Annotated in this window: 15 protein-coding genes; 9 read left to right on the top strand and 6 right to left on the bottom strand. The window is 40.3% G+C overall.

The window, feature by feature from the left end; translation table 11 throughout:
* Window positions 1-17: 17 nt before the first annotated feature.
* A complete protein-coding gene (locus tag ACGTJS_RS02860; RefSeq protein WP_410473212.1) occupies window positions 18-1,019 on the bottom strand; it encodes an RluA family pseudouridine synthase in 1,002 nt (333 codons plus the stop codon).
* Between the two features lie 818 nt (window positions 1,020-1,837).
* Here ACGTJS_RS02860 and ACGTJS_RS02855 point away from each other — a divergent pair.
* Entirely contained in the window at window positions 1,838-5,632 is a 3,795-nt protein-coding gene (locus ACGTJS_RS02855; protein WP_410472752.1) for an Rne/Rng family ribonuclease, read from the top strand.
* Between the two features lie 75 nt (window positions 5,633-5,707).
* On the opposite strand, the gene ACGTJS_RS02850 is transcribed toward ACGTJS_RS02855, so the two are convergent.
* The gene (locus tag ACGTJS_RS02850; RefSeq protein ID WP_410472751.1) at window positions 5,708-6,622 is read right to left on the bottom strand and encodes a DUF808 domain-containing protein; all 915 of its coding nucleotides are present in this window, start codon (window positions 6,620-6,622) and stop codon (window positions 5,708-5,710) included.
* Between the two features lie 224 nt (window positions 6,623-6,846).
* On the opposite strand from ACGTJS_RS02850, the gene ACGTJS_RS02845 reads away from it, so the two are divergent.
* The 6 genes from ACGTJS_RS02845 to ACGTJS_RS02820 all read left to right on the top strand — a co-directional run bounded on the left by ACGTJS_RS02845 (window position 6,847) and on the right by ACGTJS_RS02820 (window position 12,552).
* On the top strand, window positions 6,847-7,686 hold the full coding sequence (locus ACGTJS_RS02845) for a DsbC family protein (RefSeq protein WP_315040552.1): 840 nt from the start codon (window positions 6,847-6,849) through the stop codon (window positions 7,684-7,686).
* A gap of 112 nt (window positions 7,687-7,798) precedes the next feature.
* A complete protein-coding gene (gene trxA / locus ACGTJS_RS02840) occupies window positions 7,799-8,122 on the top strand; it encodes a thioredoxin (protein ID WP_315040553.1) in 324 nt (107 codons plus the stop codon).
* Between the two features lie 346 nt (window positions 8,123-8,468).
* On the top strand, window positions 8,469-9,737 hold the full coding sequence (gene rho / locus ACGTJS_RS02835; RefSeq protein ID WP_315040554.1) for a transcription termination factor Rho: 1,269 nt from the start codon (window positions 8,469-8,471) through the stop codon (window positions 9,735-9,737).
* A 224-nt stretch (window positions 9,738-9,961) separates the two neighbouring features.
* Window positions 9,962-10,699: a LytR/AlgR family response regulator transcription factor gene (locus ACGTJS_RS02830; RefSeq protein WP_410472750.1), complete on the top strand. Its 738-nt coding sequence runs from the start codon at window positions 9,962-9,964 to the stop codon at window positions 10,697-10,699.
* Window positions 10,700-10,804: 105 nt separating this feature from the next.
* Window positions 10,805-11,764: a hydroxymethylbilane synthase gene (hemC, locus tag ACGTJS_RS02825; RefSeq protein ID WP_410472749.1), complete on the top strand. Its 960-nt coding sequence runs from the start codon at window positions 10,805-10,807 to the stop codon at window positions 11,762-11,764.
* 53 nt (window positions 11,765-11,817) lie between these two features.
* A complete protein-coding gene (locus tag ACGTJS_RS02820) occupies window positions 11,818-12,552 on the top strand; it encodes a uroporphyrinogen-III synthase (RefSeq protein ID WP_410472748.1) in 735 nt (244 codons plus the stop codon).
* 144 nt (window positions 12,553-12,696) lie between these two features.
* Here the strand turns inward: ACGTJS_RS02820 and ribB are convergent, their stop codons facing one another.
* A complete protein-coding gene (gene ribB, locus ACGTJS_RS02815) occupies window positions 12,697-13,800 on the bottom strand; it encodes a 3,4-dihydroxy-2-butanone-4-phosphate synthase (RefSeq protein WP_410472747.1) in 1,104 nt (367 codons plus the stop codon).
* A gap of 296 nt (window positions 13,801-14,096) precedes the next feature.
* On the opposite strand from ribB, the gene ACGTJS_RS02810 reads away from it, so the two are divergent.
* The gene (locus ACGTJS_RS02810; protein WP_315040560.1) at window positions 14,097-14,402 is read left to right on the top strand and encodes a PepSY domain-containing protein; all 306 of its coding nucleotides are present in this window, start codon (window positions 14,097-14,099) and stop codon (window positions 14,400-14,402) included.
* 172 nt (window positions 14,403-14,574) lie between these two features.
* Entirely contained in the window at window positions 14,575-15,672 is a 1,098-nt protein-coding gene (locus ACGTJS_RS02805; protein ID WP_410471957.1) for an IS4 family transposase, read from the top strand.
* A 48-nt stretch (window positions 15,673-15,720) separates the two neighbouring features.
* On the opposite strand, the gene ACGTJS_RS02800 is transcribed toward ACGTJS_RS02805, so the two are convergent.
* The 3 genes from ACGTJS_RS02800 to ACGTJS_RS02790 form a co-directional block, all read right to left on the bottom strand.
* On the bottom strand, window positions 15,721-17,034 hold the full coding sequence (locus ACGTJS_RS02800) for a hemolysin family protein (protein ID WP_410472746.1): 1,314 nt from the start codon (window positions 17,032-17,034) through the stop codon (window positions 15,721-15,723).
* A gap of 173 nt (window positions 17,035-17,207) precedes the next feature.
* Window positions 17,208-18,740: an aminoacyl-histidine dipeptidase gene (locus ACGTJS_RS02795; protein WP_410472745.1), complete on the bottom strand. Its 1,533-nt coding sequence runs from the start codon at window positions 18,738-18,740 to the stop codon at window positions 17,208-17,210.
* A 46-nt stretch (window positions 18,741-18,786) separates the two neighbouring features.
* Window positions 18,787-20,124 (bottom strand): homoserine dehydrogenase, encoded by a 1,338-nt coding sequence (locus tag ACGTJS_RS02790; protein WP_315040565.1) that lies wholly within the window; start codon window positions 20,122-20,124, stop codon window positions 18,787-18,789.
* Window positions 20,125-20,294: the final 170 nt, after the last annotated feature.

Here is a 20,294-nt window from a genome sequence, read left to right as displayed (position 1 = left end):
GTGAATTGACAAAAAAATTAATTATCAAAAAAATTTGTACCAATCAAACTTTGCAAATCATTTGGCAACTCAGCTTTTATCACATCATAGTCTGGAATGTGCAATTCATAAGCGTGCAAACAAAGCCGTCTAACGCCTGATTTGTCTTGCAAATTGTATTTATCATCGCCCAATAACGCATGACCGATATACGCCATATGCACACGAATTTGGTGGGTGCGACCTGTCAAAGGACTGGCTTTGACAAGGCTCACTTTTTTACAGTCCAACTCAAAACGGCTTAATACCGTGATTTGGGTTTGGGCAGGCTTGCTCTCTTTATTGATTTGGGCTTTGTCATCAACTTTGACACGGCGTTCACCATTGGCAAGACTGTATTTTAACAGCGGTTTATCAATGGTTTGCGTGTCTTGTTTGACCCAACCTGTTACGATACACAGATAATTTTTTTGCAAAGTTTTTTCACGCAAATGGTCTTGCAAAACTTTGAGTGTTGAGCGTTTTTTGGCAATCATCAAAAGCCCTGACGTATCTTTGTCAATGCGGTGAACCAGTTCCAAATATTTTTTGCCAGTTGCTTCTCGCATGGCTTCAATCACGCCAAAACTCTCGCCACTTCCGCCATGCACCGCCATGCCAGACGGCTTGTTTAGCACGATTAAACCGTCATCTTCATACACAATCCGCTCAAGCAAACCTTTGGCAAAATCTTCGCTAATCACAGGTTTTTCACGAGTTGCCAGACGCACAGGGGCAATCCGCACGATATCGCCACGCTCCAGTTTGTCGTAGGCTTTGGCACGTTTGCCATTAACACGCACTTCGTCCGAGCGAATCAGATTGTAAACGTGCGAACGTGGCAATCCTTTTAAACGAGCTAATAAAAAATTGTCAAGTCGTTGGTCGTGCTGTTGGCGAGTAACCGTGATGTAATTGACTTTGCCAAAATCTTCAATATCATCATTACCTGTTAAATGTTGATATTTATCTTTACTTTTGGGTTGTTCATTGCTAAACATTTCTTTGGTGTTAATGTTAAGTTCGTCCGCCAATTCTTGGATAAATTGTTCATTGTTAAAATCGTTTGGTACGGATTTTTGTGGGCGATTGTTTGATTTTTTGTTAAATTGGCTGTTTGGTTTTTTATCAAACTTTTGTTTGTTTTTTGAATTTTTGCCAAACTTATTTTTGTTTTTTGGGTCAAAATTAGATTTTTGACGGTTTTTATCGGTTTTTTTTGATGAAAAAGGTTTTGTTGTCATTTTTTGATAGCCGTTTTTGAAAAAATTTGTTATAGTTTACCACGTTAATTTTATCTTGCGTAAATTATCTTTTTTAGCAAAAATTTGCCATTTTTATCACAAAAAAATGTAAAAAAAAGTGCAACAAAATTAACTCAAAAAATTTTTATTTGGCATAATGGATAATATATTGTTGGTAAACAAAATTTTATGATTGTGCTTAAGTGTTTTTGTTGACAAAAGTTTAAAACTATATTTTAAACCCCTATTTTAAAATTGACATAAAAAACACAAACCGTATGAACCGATAAGCAATTTGGGCGAAACCAACCCAACAAAAAACATCAACAATTTTTTTGGCAAAAATCATCTTTTGCTAAGTTTTTATTTAAACAAGTAACGAACGTAACACACAAAACTTATAAAGGTTTTTTAATGACGAACCGTGCGTGTTTCCCCAATTTTTAATGGGTGATAAATGCTGATTTTACCACTGCTAATAAATATAAGTATTTGTTTTTAAAGTATTTTTTAAACAAATCGTTTTTTGTTATGTTTTTTCATCTGTGAATATGGTTTGTGTTAAGGAATTTAACATGAAACGTATTTTAATCAATGCCACCCATGCCGAAGAAGTGCGTGTGGCACTTTGTAATGGCAATCATCTTTACGATTTTGACTTAGAAAATCGTACCCGTGAGCAGAAAAAAGCCAATATTTATAAGGGTCATGTAACCCGTGTTGAGCCGTCTTTGGAAGCGGTTTTTGTGGAATATGGCTCGGCTCGTCAAGGTTTTTTGCCCATTCGTGAAATCGCACCTGAATATCTGTCTGGCGATGTGCGTAACGGCAGTATCAAGCAGTTAATCAAAGAAGGCGATGAGCTGATTATCCAAGTGGAAAAAGAAGAGCGTGGCAACAAGGGTGCGGCGTTGTCCACTTATATTTCACTGGCGGGTCGTTATTTGGTGTTAATGCCAAACAATCCAAAAGGTGGTGGGATTTCTCGTCAAATTTCGGGCAAATTGCGTGAAGAGATGAAACAGGCATTGGCAAGTTTAAAATTGCCAAAAGAGATGAGCGTGATTATCCGTACCGCAGGGATTGGCAGAAATAAAGATGAGTTACAGCACGACCTTGACCATTTGTTAAACACTTGGCAAAATATTTTATATCAAAATCAAAATTTCCCATCGCCACGCCTTGTCCATCAAGAGGCGAGCGTGGTTACTCGTGCGGTGCGTGATTATTTGCGTGATGATATTGTGGAAGTGTGGGTGGACAATGAGTATGCTTATAATGAGGCGGCACATTTTATTGAAACCATGATGCCACAACAGTTAGGCAAGTTACGTAAATATGTGGATTATGAGCCGATGTTTAGCCGTTTTGGTATTGAAAAACAGATTGAAACGGCGTATCAACGTGAGGTGCGTTTGCCAAGTGGCGGTTCAATCGTGATTGACCAAACTGAGGCGATGGTGTCTATTGATATCAACTCGTCAAAATCTACCAAAGGTGCGGACGTATCGGCAACTGCTTTTCACACCAATCTTGAGGCGGCGGACGAAATCGCTCGTCAGTTGCGGTTGCGGGATATGGGCGGTTTGATTGTCATTGATTTTATTGATATGGCAACCGAAGAGCATCAAAAACAAGTAGAAAACCGTATCAAAGAAGCCACCAAAAACGACAGAGCCAGAATCCAATTTGCCGAAATTTCTCGTTTTGGCTTGCTTGAGATGAGCCGTCAGCGTCTGCGTCCATCGTTAGAAGAGGCAACTGGCTATCTTTGCCCACGTTGCCATGGCACAGGTATGATTCGTGATTTGCGTTCGCTTGCGTTGTCTATCATGCGTCAGATTGAGCAAAAAGCCCTACAAGAACGTCATGGCGAAATCCAAGCAGACGTACCGACTGATATTGCGGCGTTTTTGTTAAACGAAAAACGAGATAGTTTGGTGTATTTGGAGCGAGAAAGTGGCACACGCATTACCATTTTACCACACGCTCACTTAGAGTCGCCAGAATTTCACATTGCTTACAATGCGGACGGCTACGCCCCATCAAGCTATGAGCGAATTGCCGAAAGCCAAGAACAAGAATACAACGACCGTGGTTATGACACAAGCGATTGGCATACCGAAGAAAATGAAAACCGTGTGGTAAATCAAAACCAAAATAACACATGGTCAAACAGTGCCAATGCACAACCACAAGACAAAGCACAAAATAAACAAAAGTCAAACAATCAACCTGTCGCACAACCAAAAGCCGAGCAAACGCAAACTGTCGCACAAAATACGGCAGTGGCTATACCTGCGCCAAGTGCGGTCGCTTGGTTGTCAAACTTATTTGCCCCAACCGAGCAAGCCCAAGTCACCCATAGCATTAATAGCCATGATGCGGCAGCTGCCATTGAAAGCATTGTCAATACAGGGGCAAAAAGTCTGGGGGTACAAGGTCAAATCCAATACCCAACTGCACCTATCGTCGAGCCAAGCGTTGCACCAAGCAATGCGAACCAAGTAACAGGTGTAACCAATCAGTCGACTGCACAAACGGCACAAAACTTTAATAATGACAATGCCGAAAAAACCGACAGCACAAAACGTAACAGTCGTAAAGCAAAACTAACCAAAAAAGGCAAACGTTTTGACAATGATGACAAAGAAAAATCTACCCATGTAGAAAAATCAGCAAAAACTGACAGTTTACCAAAACGTGAGCCAAACTCACGCCGTGAAAGCCGTGGCGAAAAACAACGCAACGAAACATTGGTCGCCAAAGACGGCACTTTTGACAATGCCAATGCCGTGTCCAATGAAACATTGGATAGCAAACAAATGGCTGAACCTATCGTCAAGGCTGATGTAAAAACCGAAAAATCAGTACAAAAACAACCCACCGAAAGCAAAAGTGACACGGTGGACATCAACCAAGTACAAGTGCAAGTCCACAAAAATGATAATGTGAAAGCTGATAACAACAGCACGCACATCTCGCTAGACAACAGCAAAGGCGAAATTGTTGAAACGCCTGTAGAAAGGGTTGAAAATGTTACAGTTGAAAATGTTGAAATTGAAACTGCTAAAACAGAAATGCTCGCAGCAGTCGTACCAACGGATAACACCGCTGATACGCCTGTTGTTACCACACCAGTAACGGAAGTTCAAGCAGCAGAGCCAAGCACGCCAAAAATCGTGCTAGACGTTGTGCCAATGCAAGGACGTGCCAAAAACGACCCACGAGAAGTGTACCGTGCGTTTTGTGAAGTTCAGCAACCAACTGGCACAGTTGCAACTGTACCAAATACACCATCAAAGGGAGCGTTGCCAAAAATCACAGGCACAGTTGGACAATTTATCGCCCAGTATCTGACTGATGCACAGGCACAAATTGCCGAAGTTGGCGTTGCCAAAGCTTTTATCGATGCGGTATCGGCATATCATGCACAGTTTAGTCAGTTTGACAGCGTTGCACCAACGTCCGATAACGTGCAAAATGCTGACGCAACGGAAGAATTTAACCAATTTTTCCGCAACTATGGCTATCACAACTTAAGCCAAGAAAACCTTGACAGTTATCATAGCTTGATTGCTCCTAATGCACAGTTCCATACGGCCGCAGGCAAGACCGATGCATGCCCTGCACCTGTTACACAGCGAGCCAGTAATGACCCACGTGGACAGATTGTAGCAAGTAGCGATATTTTGCCAACATTAGTTGGACAAAATATTGATAAAGCTGTTAAATCAATAAAAGTTGAGCAAAATATCACCCAAAACCAAACAACCTATCCAAAGGGCAGTGCAGGGGCGTTTGTGCTAGAAAAACTGGGCGAAGAAGGTGAACGCTTGATTCGTGAAGGTCAGTTTGTGAGTGCTTATTTAAAAGCACAAACCACGACAACCACACCTATCACCACACAGCCAAACCAAGATGAAAACTTTGAACAAAATATAGAACAAAGTATTCAGAACTATGTGGAAAAAGACAACGTGGCAAAAGAAACGCTGGGCAATGACACAAAAACGCTCCAACAAGAACTATCTCAAGCGATTGAAGAGCTAGAAAATGCATTAACACAAGCGTTGAGCCAAACCGAAGATGAACATCCCAAAGGCAAAACTAGTCCTGCCAGTTACAAAAACATGATTGAGAGTGTCGCAGGGCAAATCAAAATGCCAACATCTGGCGGTATGGTGCTAAATTTGGCAACCCCAAAAGTAACCAAACCACGCACACGCAAACCAAAAGCGGAAAAAGCCCCCGCCAAAACCAAAACTCGTACCAGTAAAAAAGTCGAGTCGGCGGTGATTGTCAAAAAAACCAAGGCAGACAGTGAAACCAATGCCGAAGCCAATAACAACGACAGTACGCAAGGTTAGTTGTTATATGGATTAAAAAAGGCGTTTATCATCAAATAAACGCCTTTTTAACGAGATAGTTTTAAAGGATACAATTTAGTGTGCTTTACCACGTATTTTATTGACAGCAGTCACAATACCCACGACAATCAAACCTGCTACCAAACCGACCAAACCATTTAAAATATTGGTGGTAAGGCTTGAGAAAATACCAGAAATCTGCCCCAAATGCTCAATACCATGATGGATAAAACCAATACCATGAGCGATGATACCGCCACCCACCAAAAACATCGCAAGCGTACCAGCGATTGACAAAAATTTCATCAACATCGGTGCAAATGCCAAAATCGCCTTGCCCATTTTTTGGGAAAAATCATCAGATTTGTTTAACAAATGCAGTCCCAAATCGTCCAATTTAACAATCCCTGCGACCAATCCATACACACCAACAGTCATAATCACCGAAATCATGGTTAAAACCAAGGCTTTATCAAGCAAAGTCGCTGTTTCAGCCAACGTGCCTAATGAAATCACGATAATTTCAGCAGACAAAATAAAGTCCGTACGCACCGCACCTTTGATTTTTTCTTTTTCAAAAGCGACCAAATCAATGTTTTCATCGGCATTGGCATTTAGGTGTGCTTGATGTTCTTCGTCAATTTCGCCTTTGGAGTGCAAAAATTTGTGTAAAATTTTTTCAGCCCCTTCAAAACATAAGTACAAACCGCCAAGCATCAGCAAAATCGTCACCAATGTGGGCGATATCTCACTGATAATCAATGCCAACGGTGCTAAAATCACTTTGTTAATCGCCGAACCTTTGGCAACGCCCAACACCACAGGAATTTCACGGTCAGCTTTGACACCTGTGACTTGGTTGGCATTTAATGCCAAATCATCGCCTAACACGCCTACGGTTTTTTTTGCGGCGACTTTGGTCATCACTGACACATCATCTAAAATCACACTGATATCGTCTATTAGCGTTAATAAACTTGCTCCAGCCATATACTTTCTCTAAATATGCTCTAAAATGTTGCTAAAAAATAGAATCTATGTAAAAAGATAGCCTAGTTTACAATTTTACCATCAGAAAACAAGCAACAATTTGTATCTAAATGACATTTTTTGCATTATATCTGTAAAATTTTAACGATTAACCCATATTATTTGTAAGAAAAACGTTTTATACTTATACTAATCATTTTACTTTTAGCTATTTTGAGAACACTATGTCAAAATCTATGTCAAATATTCGTAAAAATTTGCAAAAAACAGCCCTAACTTCCGCATTATTTGCCAGTATTTTTGCTTTATCAGCGTGTGATAACAGCAATGCCAAAACTACGACTGAGTCAAAAACCACAACAGCAACCACAACTCAAAACACGTCTGCCACATCTGCCAAAAATGATGACAAATTACAAAAAACCTTGAGCGATAATTTGGCAAAATCAGGCATTAATGCCAAAATTTTGTCGGTAACGCCAACGAGTATGCCAAATATGTTTTGGGTAAAAGCCGAAGGTTTGCCCGCATTTTTTACCGATAACACAGGACAATACGTGTTACAAGGCGATATTATCAAAGTTGGCGATGCACAGCCTGAACACATTTCGGCAAAACTGGTTGCTGAAGGCACGAAGCAAACCCTTGCCAGCATTGACAAAAAAGACATGATTATCTTTCCTGCCAAAGGCAAAACCCAAGGCGTGATTTATGCCTTTACAGACGCTGATTGTGGCTATTGCCGTAAATTGCACAGCGAAATTGACCAAATCAACGGTCTAGGCATTGAAGTGCGTTATTTGCCGTGGCCTCGTAGTGAACAAACTTTCCCAATCATGGAAGCGATTTGGTGTAGTCCTGACCGCCAAAAAGCCATCACCCAAGCCAAACTTGGCGAACCTGTCAATGCCCCAGCGTGCGAAAACCCTGTTCGCCGTCTGCACGATCTTGGCGTGGGCTTAGGTATCAATGGCACACCTGCGATTTTTACCGAAAGTGGACAACAAATCGGCGGTTATCTGCCACCTGAACAACTGTTACAAGCCATTACCCAAAGCCACTAAAATTTTGATTGATAAGTTTTTTAAAATATCATCATTGATAGGCTTTATTGGTAATTTTGACAATAAACCCAATTTAATAAGCACAATTTAATCCAACCATAGGAAAATAGTTATGTCAAATGTAATTCACGCCGATGAAGGCACTTTTGAACAAGCCGTGTTAAAATCAGATGTCCCTGTTTTGGTAGATTTTTGGGCACAATGGTGTGGTCCTTGCCGTTCTATCGCACCAATTTTGGACGATTTATCAACCGAATTTGACGGTAAAGCCCGCATTGTCAAAATTGATGTGGATAGCAACCCAAATCTTGCCGCTCAATTTGGTATCCGCAGTATCCCAGCACTTTTCATCTTTAAAGGTGGCGAAAAAGTGGACGCAGTCGCAGGAGCATTGCCAAAACCACAACTACAAGCATTTATCAACAAACATTTATAATTTGTTTTTGCTAAATCCACAAAAATCACCGTTTTTTGCGGTGATTTTTTATTTTTTTGGCAAAAATTTACAAAAATACCATAAAAATATTGACAAAACTGGGGCTTTGCCTTTATAGTGTGCATACCAAAATAATTATAGCTCTTATAATTATACTTTTCTTGGAATGTTGGCGTGTGTCAACGTTCATTTCTAACTTTCCCGCAATGTAAAACGACTTTGGCAATGTTTACTTAAGTATTTTTTGCAGTCAAATTTTATCAACATTTGTCAATGATTGTATAAAAATGGTTGCTAAAAATTTGGCACGCCCAAAGTTACTGATATTATCAATGACGATATATTTATGAATTTAACCGAATTAAAACGCAAGTCTGTGGCGGAGCTGATACAAATCAGTGAGTCTATGGGACTTGAAAACATGGCTCGTAACCGCAAACAAGACATCATTTTTGCTATTTTAAAAACTCATGCCAAAAACGGCGAAGCGATTTTTGGTGATGGCGTGCTTGAGATTTTGCCAGATGGTTTTGGTTTTTTGCGTTCATCAGAAGGTTCATACCTTGCAGGTCCTGACGATATTTATGTTAGCCCTAGCCAAATCCGCCGTTTTAACCTAAAAACAGGCGACTCTATCGCAGGGACGATTCGTCCGCCCAAAGATTCTGAGCGTTATTTTGCTTTGTTAAAAGTGAACGAAATCAACTTTGACACGCCAGACCGCTCTCGCCATAAGTTAATTTTTGAAAATTTAACACCACTTTTCCCAACCGAACAATTAAAATTAGAAATCGGCAATGGCACAACCGAAGACTTGACAGGGCGTATCATTGACTTAATCGCACCGATTGGCAAGGGACAGCGTTCTATCATTGTCGCACCGCCAAAAGCAGGTAAAACCGTACTTTTGCAATCAATCGCCCAATCCATCACTAAAAATAACCCAGAATGTCATCTGATTGTTTTGCTCATTGACGAACGCCCAGAAGAAGTGACCGAAATGCAACGCACTGTGCGTGGCGAAGTGGTGGCATCAACCTTTGACGAACCGCCAACTCGCCATGTGCAAGTGGCTGAAATGGTGATTGAAAAGGCAAAACGCTTGGTTGAGCATAAGCAAGATGTGGTGATTTTGCTTGACAGTATCACTCGTCTGGCTCGTGCGTATAATACGGTGATTCCGTCATCGGGCAAGGTTTTGACAGGTGGTGTTGACGCCAATGCGTTGGAGCGTCCAAAACGCTTTTTTGGGGCGGCTCGTAATGTGGAAGAAGGCGGTAGTTTGACGATTATTTCTACTGCTTTGATTGACACAGGCTCTAAGATGGACAGCGTGATTTTTGAAGAGTTTAAGGGAACGGGCAACCAAGAAATCACCCTTGAGCGTGAAATCGCTGAAAAACGTGTGTTCCCTGCGATTAATATCAAAAAATCTGGCACTCGCCGTGAAGAGCGTCTGATGGACGAAGCCTTATTGCGTAAAGTGTGGATTTTGCGTAAGCTATTGCACCCAATGGACGAGATTCAAGCGACCGAATTTTTGCTTGATAAACTCAAAGATTCAAAAACCAATGATGAATTTTTTGAACAAATGACCAAAAAAGACAAAAATTAATTAGTTTAAAAGTGAATAAAAACGCCTGCGTTGTGGGCGTTTTTGTTTTGTCAAAAATGGTTGAGTAAATTTGGCTTTTTAGCTCTAAAATAGCAAAAAAAATACTGTTAAGTCAATTAAATTATGATAGAATGTAAAAATGGTAAACTTAACTGTTTTTTGATTAATGAACAAATTAGGCTAACTTAAAAAATTGATAGCAAGAATTTAAAAAGGAGCATGTTGTGAGAGTTGTAGTCTGTGATGATGAGCCATTAGCTCGTGAGCGTCTAAGTCGTATTATTCGTGAAGAAGGGCATGAAGTTGTCGCTCAAGCTACCACAGGCATTGAAGCCATTGAGCGTGTCAAAGAAACGACACCAGATATCGTTATGCTAGACATTCGTATGCCAGAGATGGATGGTGTTCGTTGTGCCAAAGAGCTGAACGAACTGCCACAGCCACCTGCCATTATCTTTGTAACCGCATATGACCATTATGCAATTGCTGCTTTTAAATCCAATGCGATTGGTTATCTGTTAAAACCTGCCAACAAAGAAGAGCTGGTAGATGCGTTATCTCGTGCTACTACGTTAAATTCAGCTCAGTTAAATGAAATTCGTCGCCTTGAAAACCCAATGGCACAGGCAACTCGCCAACATATCGCCGCTCGCACCCATCGTGGTATTGAACTGATTCCATTGGCAGATATTTATTACTTTACTGCCGACCAAAAATATGTTCAAGTTCGCCACAAAAATGGCACAGTCTTAATTGATGAAACCTTAAAAGAGCTTGAAGCAGAATTTGGTAATATTTTCTTCCGTGTTCATCGTAATGCCTTGATTAATCTTGATTATGTTGAAATGCTAGAAGCGGTAGACCAAGGTCAATATCAAGTCAAATTTAAAAATATTGACGAACGCTTGGCGATTAGTCGCAGACATTTGCCTGTTTTGCGTGACAAAGTACAATCTATGTAAAACAAATTTATGCCATCAAAACACACAAATGCCTATAGTGAAAACTATTAGGCATTTTTTACAAATAATTTAAAAAAATGAATCATTAATTTTGAGAACGATAACATGAAGACCCTAAAAATCGCCACACGTCAAAGCCCACTTGCCCTATGGCAAGCTGAACATATCAAAGCACGCCTTGAACAGCTTTACCCAGATTTGACCATTGAGCTTTTGACCATGACCACCAAAGGCGACAAAATCCTTGACACACCGCTTGCCAAAATTGGCGGAAAAGGCTTATTTGTCAAAGAGTTGGAACAAGCCTTGTTTGACAAACGAGCCGACATTGCCGTACATTCGTTAAAAGACGTGCCAATGGAGTTGCCAAATGGCTTAACGCTTGGGGCGTACTGCGAGCGTGAACAGCCGACCGATGCGTTTGTATCAAACCATTTTGCCACGCTAGACGACTTGCCAATCGGTGCAAAACTTGGCACATCAAGCCTACGCCGTCAATGCCAAATTCAGCAGTACCGCCCAGATTTACAAATCGTGAGTTTGCGTGGTAATGTTGGCACACGCCTATCAAAGCTGGACAATGGCGAATATGATGCGATTATTTTGGCGACAAGTGGGCTAACACGACTTGGGCTAACCGACCGCATTCGCCACGAGCTTGACACAGACGTGAGCCTACCTGCGGTGGGGCAAGGGGCATTGGCGATAGAATGCCGTGCCGATGATGACGAGATTTTGGATTTGTTAAAACCCTTAAATCATGAAATTAGCAAAATCTGCGTACTTGCCGAGCGTGCGATGAACCGCCATTTGCAAGGGGGCTGTCAAGTGCCGATTGCAGGATTTGCTACCATTCACGATGGGCAAATTTGGCTTCGTGGGCGTGTGGGCAGTGTGGACGGCAAAATTTTGTTAAAATCTGAACATCACAATGCCCTGCTTGACCCAAACACACAGGCGATGATAGATGAACAAATTGCCGAGAGCATGGGCATTGTCGTTGCCGAAGAGCTAATCGCACAAGGGGCGGATAAAATTTTGGCGGAAATTTATCATAATTCGTAATGATTTTTATCAACACACGCCCTCAACACCGAGCCAAAAACTTAAGCAATTTTTTGCAAAATCAAGGATTTAGCGTCCTTGATTTGCCTTTACTTGAATTGGTTAAATGTAAACTTGATGACAATGACACGCAAAAATTGGCAAAAATTAATGACTATAAACATATCATTTTGGTAAGTGAAACTGCCGTTGATTATTTTTTGCAAAATTTTCATCAAAAAGACTTGCAAGCATTGGCAAAGCTTTCTTTTATTGCTGTTGGACAAAAAACCGCAGAGATTTTTACACAAAAATTTTTCGCATTTTTTGGCAAAAATCCCAACATCATCACGCCACAAGATTTTAATTTTCCCGAAAATAATGAAGGTATGTTACAATTGCCTGCCGTGCAAACTTTGCAAAACAGCGATAAAATTTTAATCATCAAAGGCAAGGACGGACGAGAATTATTAAAAAACACGCTAGAAAATCGGCAAATTATCGTGGATACGATTGATTTTTATGAGCGGATTTTTGATAAAAAAAGTGAGATGATTTTTAAAAATTTTATCAAAAATTGGCAAAAAAATGATAAAAAAATCGTGTTAATCAGCAGTATGACCGCTTGGCAGTTTTGGCAAAATTTACTTAAAAATCATCAACTTAGTGAAAATGATTTTGCTTATATTGTTTTGCAAAATCGCATTGCCAATACTTTAACCGAACGAAATATTCAACAAGTTTTTGTTGTTGATGATTTAAACAATCAAACAATTTTAACCACAATAAAAAACTGCTTAACAATATAGGCAGATAGTTAAGCAGTTTTTGATGTAATAGTCTTTTCAATTTGCTTTAATACTGCGTCAAGCTCGCTTGCTGTACTACTTGTACTATCTTCGCTCGCTTTCCTTGTCTTAAAACAAATTGATTTGACTATAGTAAGACAGATTTTAACGATTTTGCACTGTTTCTACAATATTTAAATCAAAACCCGACAAGGCATTAAACTTGACAGGGCTAGACAACAATCGCATATCATGTACGCCTAAATGACGTAAAATTTGAGCCCCAACGCCAATAGTACTATACGGCTGACGTTTGTAGATTTTTGGTGTCGGCTCGTCTTGGTTTAGGTTATCAAGGGCGGTTTCAAGGTCAATTTCATCGCCATGCCCCACCCAGACAAACACGCCACGCTCGCATTTTGCCAACTCACCCAGCGTTGAGTGGATACTCCAGTTGCTTTTGCCTGTGTTGCTCATAATGCTAAACAAATCTCGCAATGGCTCAAAACTATGTACACGCACGGTCGTCAAGCCGTCTTTCGGCTCACCTTTGACAAGGGCAAAATGCACATCATCTGAGCCATATTCGCAAAAACGATACAACATAAATTCGCCAAATTCGGTCTGAACAGGGAAATGGGCGGTTTCTTCTACGGTTTGTTCGTTTGCCATGCGGTATTGGATTAAATCAGCGATAGTGCCGATTTTTAAGCCGTGTTCTTTTGCAAAAATTTCCAAATCATCACGGCGAGCCATTTCGCCATCAGGTTTGATAATTTCGCAAATCACCGCAGACGACTCAACCCCCGCCAATCGTGCCAAATCACAGCCCGCTTCGGTATGTCCCGCACGGTGCAACACACCGCCTTTTTTGGCAACAATCGGAAAAATATGCCCCGGTTGCACGATATCGGTTGGTTTTGCAGTGGGGGCGACCGCTTTTTGAATAGTCATGGCACGGTCAGCCGCCGAAATCCCTGTGGTTACGCCTTCGGCAGCTTCAATGGATACGGTAAAATTGGTGCTAAATTTTGCCCCATTATTGTCGCTCATTAACGGCAAATTAAGCTGTTTGGCACGTTCTTGGGTAATCGTCAAACACACCAAGCCACGAGCATGGGTAATCATAAAGTTGATATCGGACGGTTTGACATGGGTAGATGCCATGACGATGTCGCCTTCATTTTCACGGTCTTCATCGTCCATCAAAATCACCATTTTGCCGTTTTTGATGTCTTCTATAATTTCTGGAATACTGTTAAAAGCCATATTGTTGCCTTCATTTTTGTTAAAATAATGCTAAATTATAGCCTAAATAAGGACAAAAAGGCGAAAAACAACCAAAATTGTACGATTAATTTTTAAAAAAAAGAATTGCAATTTATTACAAAAAATGGACTAAACAAGGATTTTTGTAAATAGTTGGTAATTGTCTGTTGGTCGTTGGCAACAATTGGGGTAAAAATAGGTATTTTGACTTGTGAAAAGGTTTTGAATTTTATATTATATGATGGCTTTACATTCAATAAGCAATTTTTAATTTTATTTTAAATAAGGAAACAGTTATGTTTAACAAAAAAATCGCAATTGCTAGCTTAATGGCGTTACCAATGATGTTTGCCAGTGTCGCTCATGCCGATTATGATGATGAAATTGAATACAAAATTTTGCGTGATGCGAATTATCCTGCGATAAAACAAAAAGCCATCAAGCAATTACAAGCTAAAGGTTATCGAGTATTAGATATTGATGCTGATGATTATCATGGCAAGCCATCATTGAGTATTGAAGCGGTAAAAAATCATCAAGAATATGATATTGAGTTGTCATATCCTGATTTGAAAGTTTTGAAAGAAAAATTAGATAACTAATGTTTGTTAATTGTTAAAAAAACCGCCCAAAGTTTTGACTAAGGGCGGTTTTTTATGTGGTTTATAAAAAATTTATGGCGCAATTATGGCGTAAATCTCTGCACACGACAAAAAAACAAAAAAGTCTGATAAAACAATGGCATAATAGTAATTTTTCCGACGAATTAAAACCATGCCAAACCTTATCAGACTAGAAAGAATTTTATCGCAAAACCTAACAATACACAAGGCAAAAATCAACTGCTTAAGTCTAATGATAATAGCCATCATTACCGCCCAAAGCAGTAACCTAAAAAAGATAGCCAGACACTTTACCAACAGCACAACAAATGACAGCAACTACCGAAGAATACAACGCTTTTTCGCCCAAACACCCCTAAATGAACACCAAATAGCACGCCTTATCTTTCAACTATTTGGACTAAACAAAGTCACACTCACCATTGACCGTACCAACTGGAAATGGGGAAAAAGCAACATCAACATCTTCATGTTAGCTGTTGTACACAAAGGCATTGCCATACCCTTATACTGGACAATGCTAGACAAACAAGGCAACTCAAAAACACTAGAGAGAACACAACTCATTGAAAAATTCATTCACACCTTTGGTAAAGATAAAATACAAAAAGTATTAGCCGATAGAGAATTTGTGGGTTCTGCATGGTTTGACTGGCTAACAAAACAAAATATTAAATTTGCCATACGCATTAAAAAAGACAGTAAAGTGACCAATACACAAGGACAAAGCGTACAAATTAAAACACTATTTCATAATTTAAACCAGCAAGATACTTATCACCATGCTAGAACACTCTTTGTTGATAAGTGTCCTGTCAAGGTATCGGCAAAGCTTGATAGTGATAATGATTATGTGATTGTGGCTACCAATGATTTTGATGATATTGACCCTATGGCAACTTATGCGATGCGTTGGCAGATTGAAACGCTGTTTTCTTGTTTAAAGGGGCGTGGTTTTAATCTTGAGGATACGCATTTGACTAAACAAGACAGAGTGAGTAAATTGGTTGCGGTAAATGCGTTAGCCTTTTGTTGGGCTTATTTGACTGGCTTGGCGGTCATTGATGATAAGCCTAGTCATTATAAACGTTGCCTTAAGTCTAATGGTCGTCCTCAGTCAAGTGTTTTTGCTTTGGGGTTAGATTTTCTGATTGATGGATTTAGACGGTTTATTATGTGTGGTGATTTTGCTTTTTTTAATAGGTTGGTTGATTTTCTCAGTTTTAAAAGAAAATCAACTTTGTTTTAGTAGTTTCTGTCGTGTGCAGAGGGCGTAAATAATGATAATAAGTATTTATTATTCAATGATTTCTTTCATTTGCACAGGCAATTGGGTAACGAGTAACTGGTCAATTTTGTGATGGTCAATGTCCACCACTTCAAATTTATAGCCTTCATATTCCACAAAATCAGCAGGGCGGGGGATTTTGCGGAGTTTGTACATCATAAAGCCAGCAATCGTTTCATAATTATCCCAATCAGGAAATTCGTCAATATCCAAAGCGTGCATTACATTTTCAATCGGTGTAACGCCATCAATTAGCCAAGACTTTTCATCACGTTGGATAATTTGCTGTTCATCGTCTATCGGTGTAACCCAGTCGCCCATCACCGTCATCATGATATCCGACAGTGTAATCACCCCCACCACAAGGGCGTATTCATTCATCACCACCGCAAATTTTTCTTTGCTTGAGCGAAAACGGTCTAACAATTCGGACAATTTTAAGGTATCAGGAATGATTAACACATTGCGAATGGTCGTTTCGTTAAGCTGAATTTGGGCTTGATTGCTCATGATTTTTACCAAAATATCTTTGGTATCCACATAGCCAATCACATGGTCAATCGTGCCATTACACACCAAAAATTTGGAATACGGATATTCAGCAATCTTTTGGCGAATACTCTCGGCAGGCTCGCCCAGCGTAAAAAACACCACATCATCACGCAATGTCATTGATGACGGCACGGTACGCTCTTCTAACTCAAACACATTTTCAATAAAATGTTGTTCTTGTTGCAACACAACGCCCGCTTCCGCCCCTGCATCCACGATAGCAGACACATCGTCAAAGGTGATATTTTCTTCACGTGTAGTATTGACTTTAAAAATGCGAAAAATCAAATTTGCCAAACCATTGATAATCCAAGCCAATGGCTGACAAATTTTTATCAATACTAACACAGGATTAATCACCGCCAACGCCATTTTTTCAGGGCTAATCATGGCGATACGTTTGGGGATTAAATCGGCAAACAAAATAAATAACAGCGTTACAAAAATAAAAGACGTAAAAAACGCAAGATTTTCTAACCAAGCCCCTTGATAAAATTTGCCAAGAAACGCTTGGAAATAGGGGCGTAACGCTGACTCACCGACCGAACCACCCAAAATTGCCACCGCATTTAAGCCGATTTGTGATGTGGCAAAAAAGTCGGCAGAATTTTCTTGCAAATGTAAAATTTTGTCGGCTCTGGTATCACCAGATTCGGACAAAAGTTTGAGTTTGATACGTCTTGCCCCTGCCAAAGCAATCTCAGAAATAGAAAAAAAACTTGACGTTAAAATTAACGCCAAAATCGTGATGGAAATTTCAAATAAATTCACAGTACACCTGTTTTATAATTTTATAAAATCTAAAGAGGATTTTTACGAAGATAACATACCACAATTCATAAAAAATTCCTTGTTTTTTTGTTACAAAATTTGAGAAATAGTAGATAAAATGATAAATACTCAAAAAAAAGCCATCAAAACAGGTTGATGGCAATGATGGTTGGCTATTGTTTGGGTATTTGTGCCAAAAATTTTAATAAAATTTCAAAATTTTGGGCAACGCTTGCGATTTCTATTCGTTCTTTTGGCGAGTGAGCGGCACGAATGTTCGGGCCAAACGAAATCATATCCATCTGTGGGGCTTTGGCTTTTAAAAAGCCACACTCTAGACCTGCGTGAATGACTTGGATTTTTGGGGCTTGCCCAAAATATTCGGTCAAAATGGCTTTCCCTTTTGCCAATAGATACGAATTTGGGTCAGGTTGCCACCCCGGATAATCGGCACTAAAAGCAATATTCACCGCTGATAGCTCTGCCAAAGAGGTCAGTTTTTGGGCTAGGGCATCTTTTTGGGTTTCGCCCAAAGACCGCATTAAGGATTTGACGCTTAATTCGCCATTGTGAAAGCGTACCACTCCCATACTGATGGACGTTTCCACCACACCAACAAAACTATCACTCATGCGGATAACGCCGTTTGGAATGGCATTAATCAAGTTTAAAATGCTTTTTGTTGTTGTCGCATTGGCGACTGTTGGTGGAGAAGTCAGATTTTCCAAGCTATTGTTTTTGTTTGATTTTTTATGGTTTTGTTGTAGAGTGTTGATATCATCAAGATTAATTTTAACAAGTTCAATGTTAAGATTTTCTTCGGCAAATTGCAGTTCTTGCTTGATAATATCGGCTTGTTGTTTTACCAATGGGTTTAGGTGGTCAAAATCACCGACAAAGATAGCGTAGGCATCTCTGGTAATCACATTGCGTAATGTACCGCCATACAGCGAGATAAGCTCAAAATTTGCTTTGGCAAAAATCGCTGTCAAAACTCGGTTTAACAACAAATTGGCATTGGCAACGCCTTTATTAATGTCAATGCCAGAATGTCCGCCGTGTAGCCCTGATATTTTGAGCTGTAAAATTGATGTGTTGTCGGTCAATGCTTGAGTGGGATAGGTTTGGCTAAAAGTTACATCACGACCACCTGCACAGCCGATAAAAAGCTCACCGCTGTCTTCAGAATCAAGGTTTAACAAATACGGCATATCCAACCATTCTTTTGCCAAACCTTGCACCCCGCCCATGCCGATTTCTTCTTCGCTGGTAATTATCAATGTCAACGGTGGGTGAGCGATATCATCGCTAAATGCCACCGCCAAGCCCATCGCAAGCCCAATGCCATTGTCCGCTCCAAGTGTGGTGTCATTCGCCCATACCCAGCCGTCTTTGATGTGCGTCTGAATGGGGTCGGTGCTAAAGTCATGGGTAGAGTTAGCCCCTTTTTGGGCGACCATGTCATAGTGGGCTTGAATGGCGACAGGTGCGTGGTCTTCCATGCCTTTGGTAGCTGGTTTTTTGATACGCAAATTGCCAACAGCATCTTTTTCAATGCTTAAACCATATTGTTGCCCATCGCTATTGACGCGGTCAATAAAGTATTGAGCCAGCTTTTCTTCGTGAAAAGTTGGGTGAGCGATAGCACAAATGTTGGCAAACCATTGCCAAACATTTTTTGGGTCAAGTTGGGTAATGTTGTTCATATTTTTACTTATTAATAATATTTATTAATAATACTGTTTAGCAAAATCACTCAATCAATTCATCAAGGCGAATCCGAATCACGCTATCCACCACGCTATCTAGGGCTTCAATTTTGGTAATTGCTTCGTTCATGTTACGCTCCATCACAGGGTCTACCATGATGATAACAGGCACTTCGCCAAGTTCGTGAGCAGGTTTTTGTAAAATCGCATCAATGCTAATGTCAGATTTGCTCAAAATTTGGGTGATTTTTGCCAAAACGCCGACATCATCTTTGACTTGCACACGCAAATAATAACCAGAAATCATCTCATCAGCCGATAAAATACGAGTGTTGTCAAGATTTTGCGGTAAAAATGCCAAATGTGGCACAAGGTTTGAATTGGCAGTTTCTGCCGATGGACAGCTTAATGCTCGCACCAAATCCATCACATCAGCCATCACCGCTGACGCAGTCGCCCCTGCACCTGCCCCCGCACCGTAATACATAGTCTGACCGACTGGGTGAGCGTCTACCAAAACAGCATTTTTGACACCATTGACATTGGCAAGCAGTTCGTCATCTGGGATTAACGTTGGGTGTACACGCAGTTCAATGCCTTCTTCGCCATTAGCTAATTGACGGCGAACCGCAAAGCCCAAATGTTTGATACGATAGCCCAATTCTTCGGCATATTTGACATCTTGGGTGGTGATTTTGGTAATGCCTTCGCAATACACTTTGTCAAACTGTAGCGGAATCCCAAAAGCAATAGAAGCAAGCAAGGTCAGCTTGTGTGCCGCATCAATGCCTTCTACATCAAAAGTAGGGTCGGCTTCGGCATAGCCTAAGGCTTGGGCTTCGGCAAGCACATCATCAAAGGCACGTCCTTTTTCACGCATTTCGGTCAAAATAAAATTGCCTGTACCGTTAATAATGCCAGCCAACCAGTCAATTTTGTTCGCTGATAAAGCTTCACGCACCACTTTGATAATCGGAATACCGCCTGCAACCGACGCTTCATAAGCGACTTTGACATTATGTTCGTCTGCCAGTGCAAAAATTTCGTTGCCATGTTCGGCAAGTAGGGCTTTGTTAGCGGTTACAACGTGTTTGCCATGTTTAATCGCATGGATAATCACGTCTTTGGCGGTGGTCGTGCCACCCATCACTTCAATGACGATATCCACGTCATCTTGGGTAACGATATTCATCAAATCGGCGGATTGATTGATAGTTTTATCAATGTCATCACGCTGTCTGCGTGTGCCAACGTGGGTGATTTTTACTTCACGTCCAGTACGGCGAGTGATTTCGCCAAGGTTACTCTCTAGTAGTTGGACAACGCCTGTGCCAACTGTGCCAAGTCCTAAAATTGCCAAACAAATCGGTTGTTTTTTCATCAGAATGCTTCTTATTTTGCCAAGTAAATTTTAACCTAACAATAATAGCAAAAAAATAGCCTTTGTCAAAAAATTATTATCAAAATTTTGACAAAAATACGTGCGTTACGCCCACGAATTTGATAAGATAAATCAATTTTTATTTGGTTTTGATTAAAAAATCACAACAC

The organism is Faucicola mancuniensis (assembly GCF_046523945.1).
In the GTDB taxonomy this organism is placed as follows: domain Bacteria; phylum Pseudomonadota; class Gammaproteobacteria; order Pseudomonadales; family Moraxellaceae; genus Faucicola; species Faucicola mancuniensis.
This window is presented reverse-complemented; position numbering and strand designations above follow the sequence as displayed.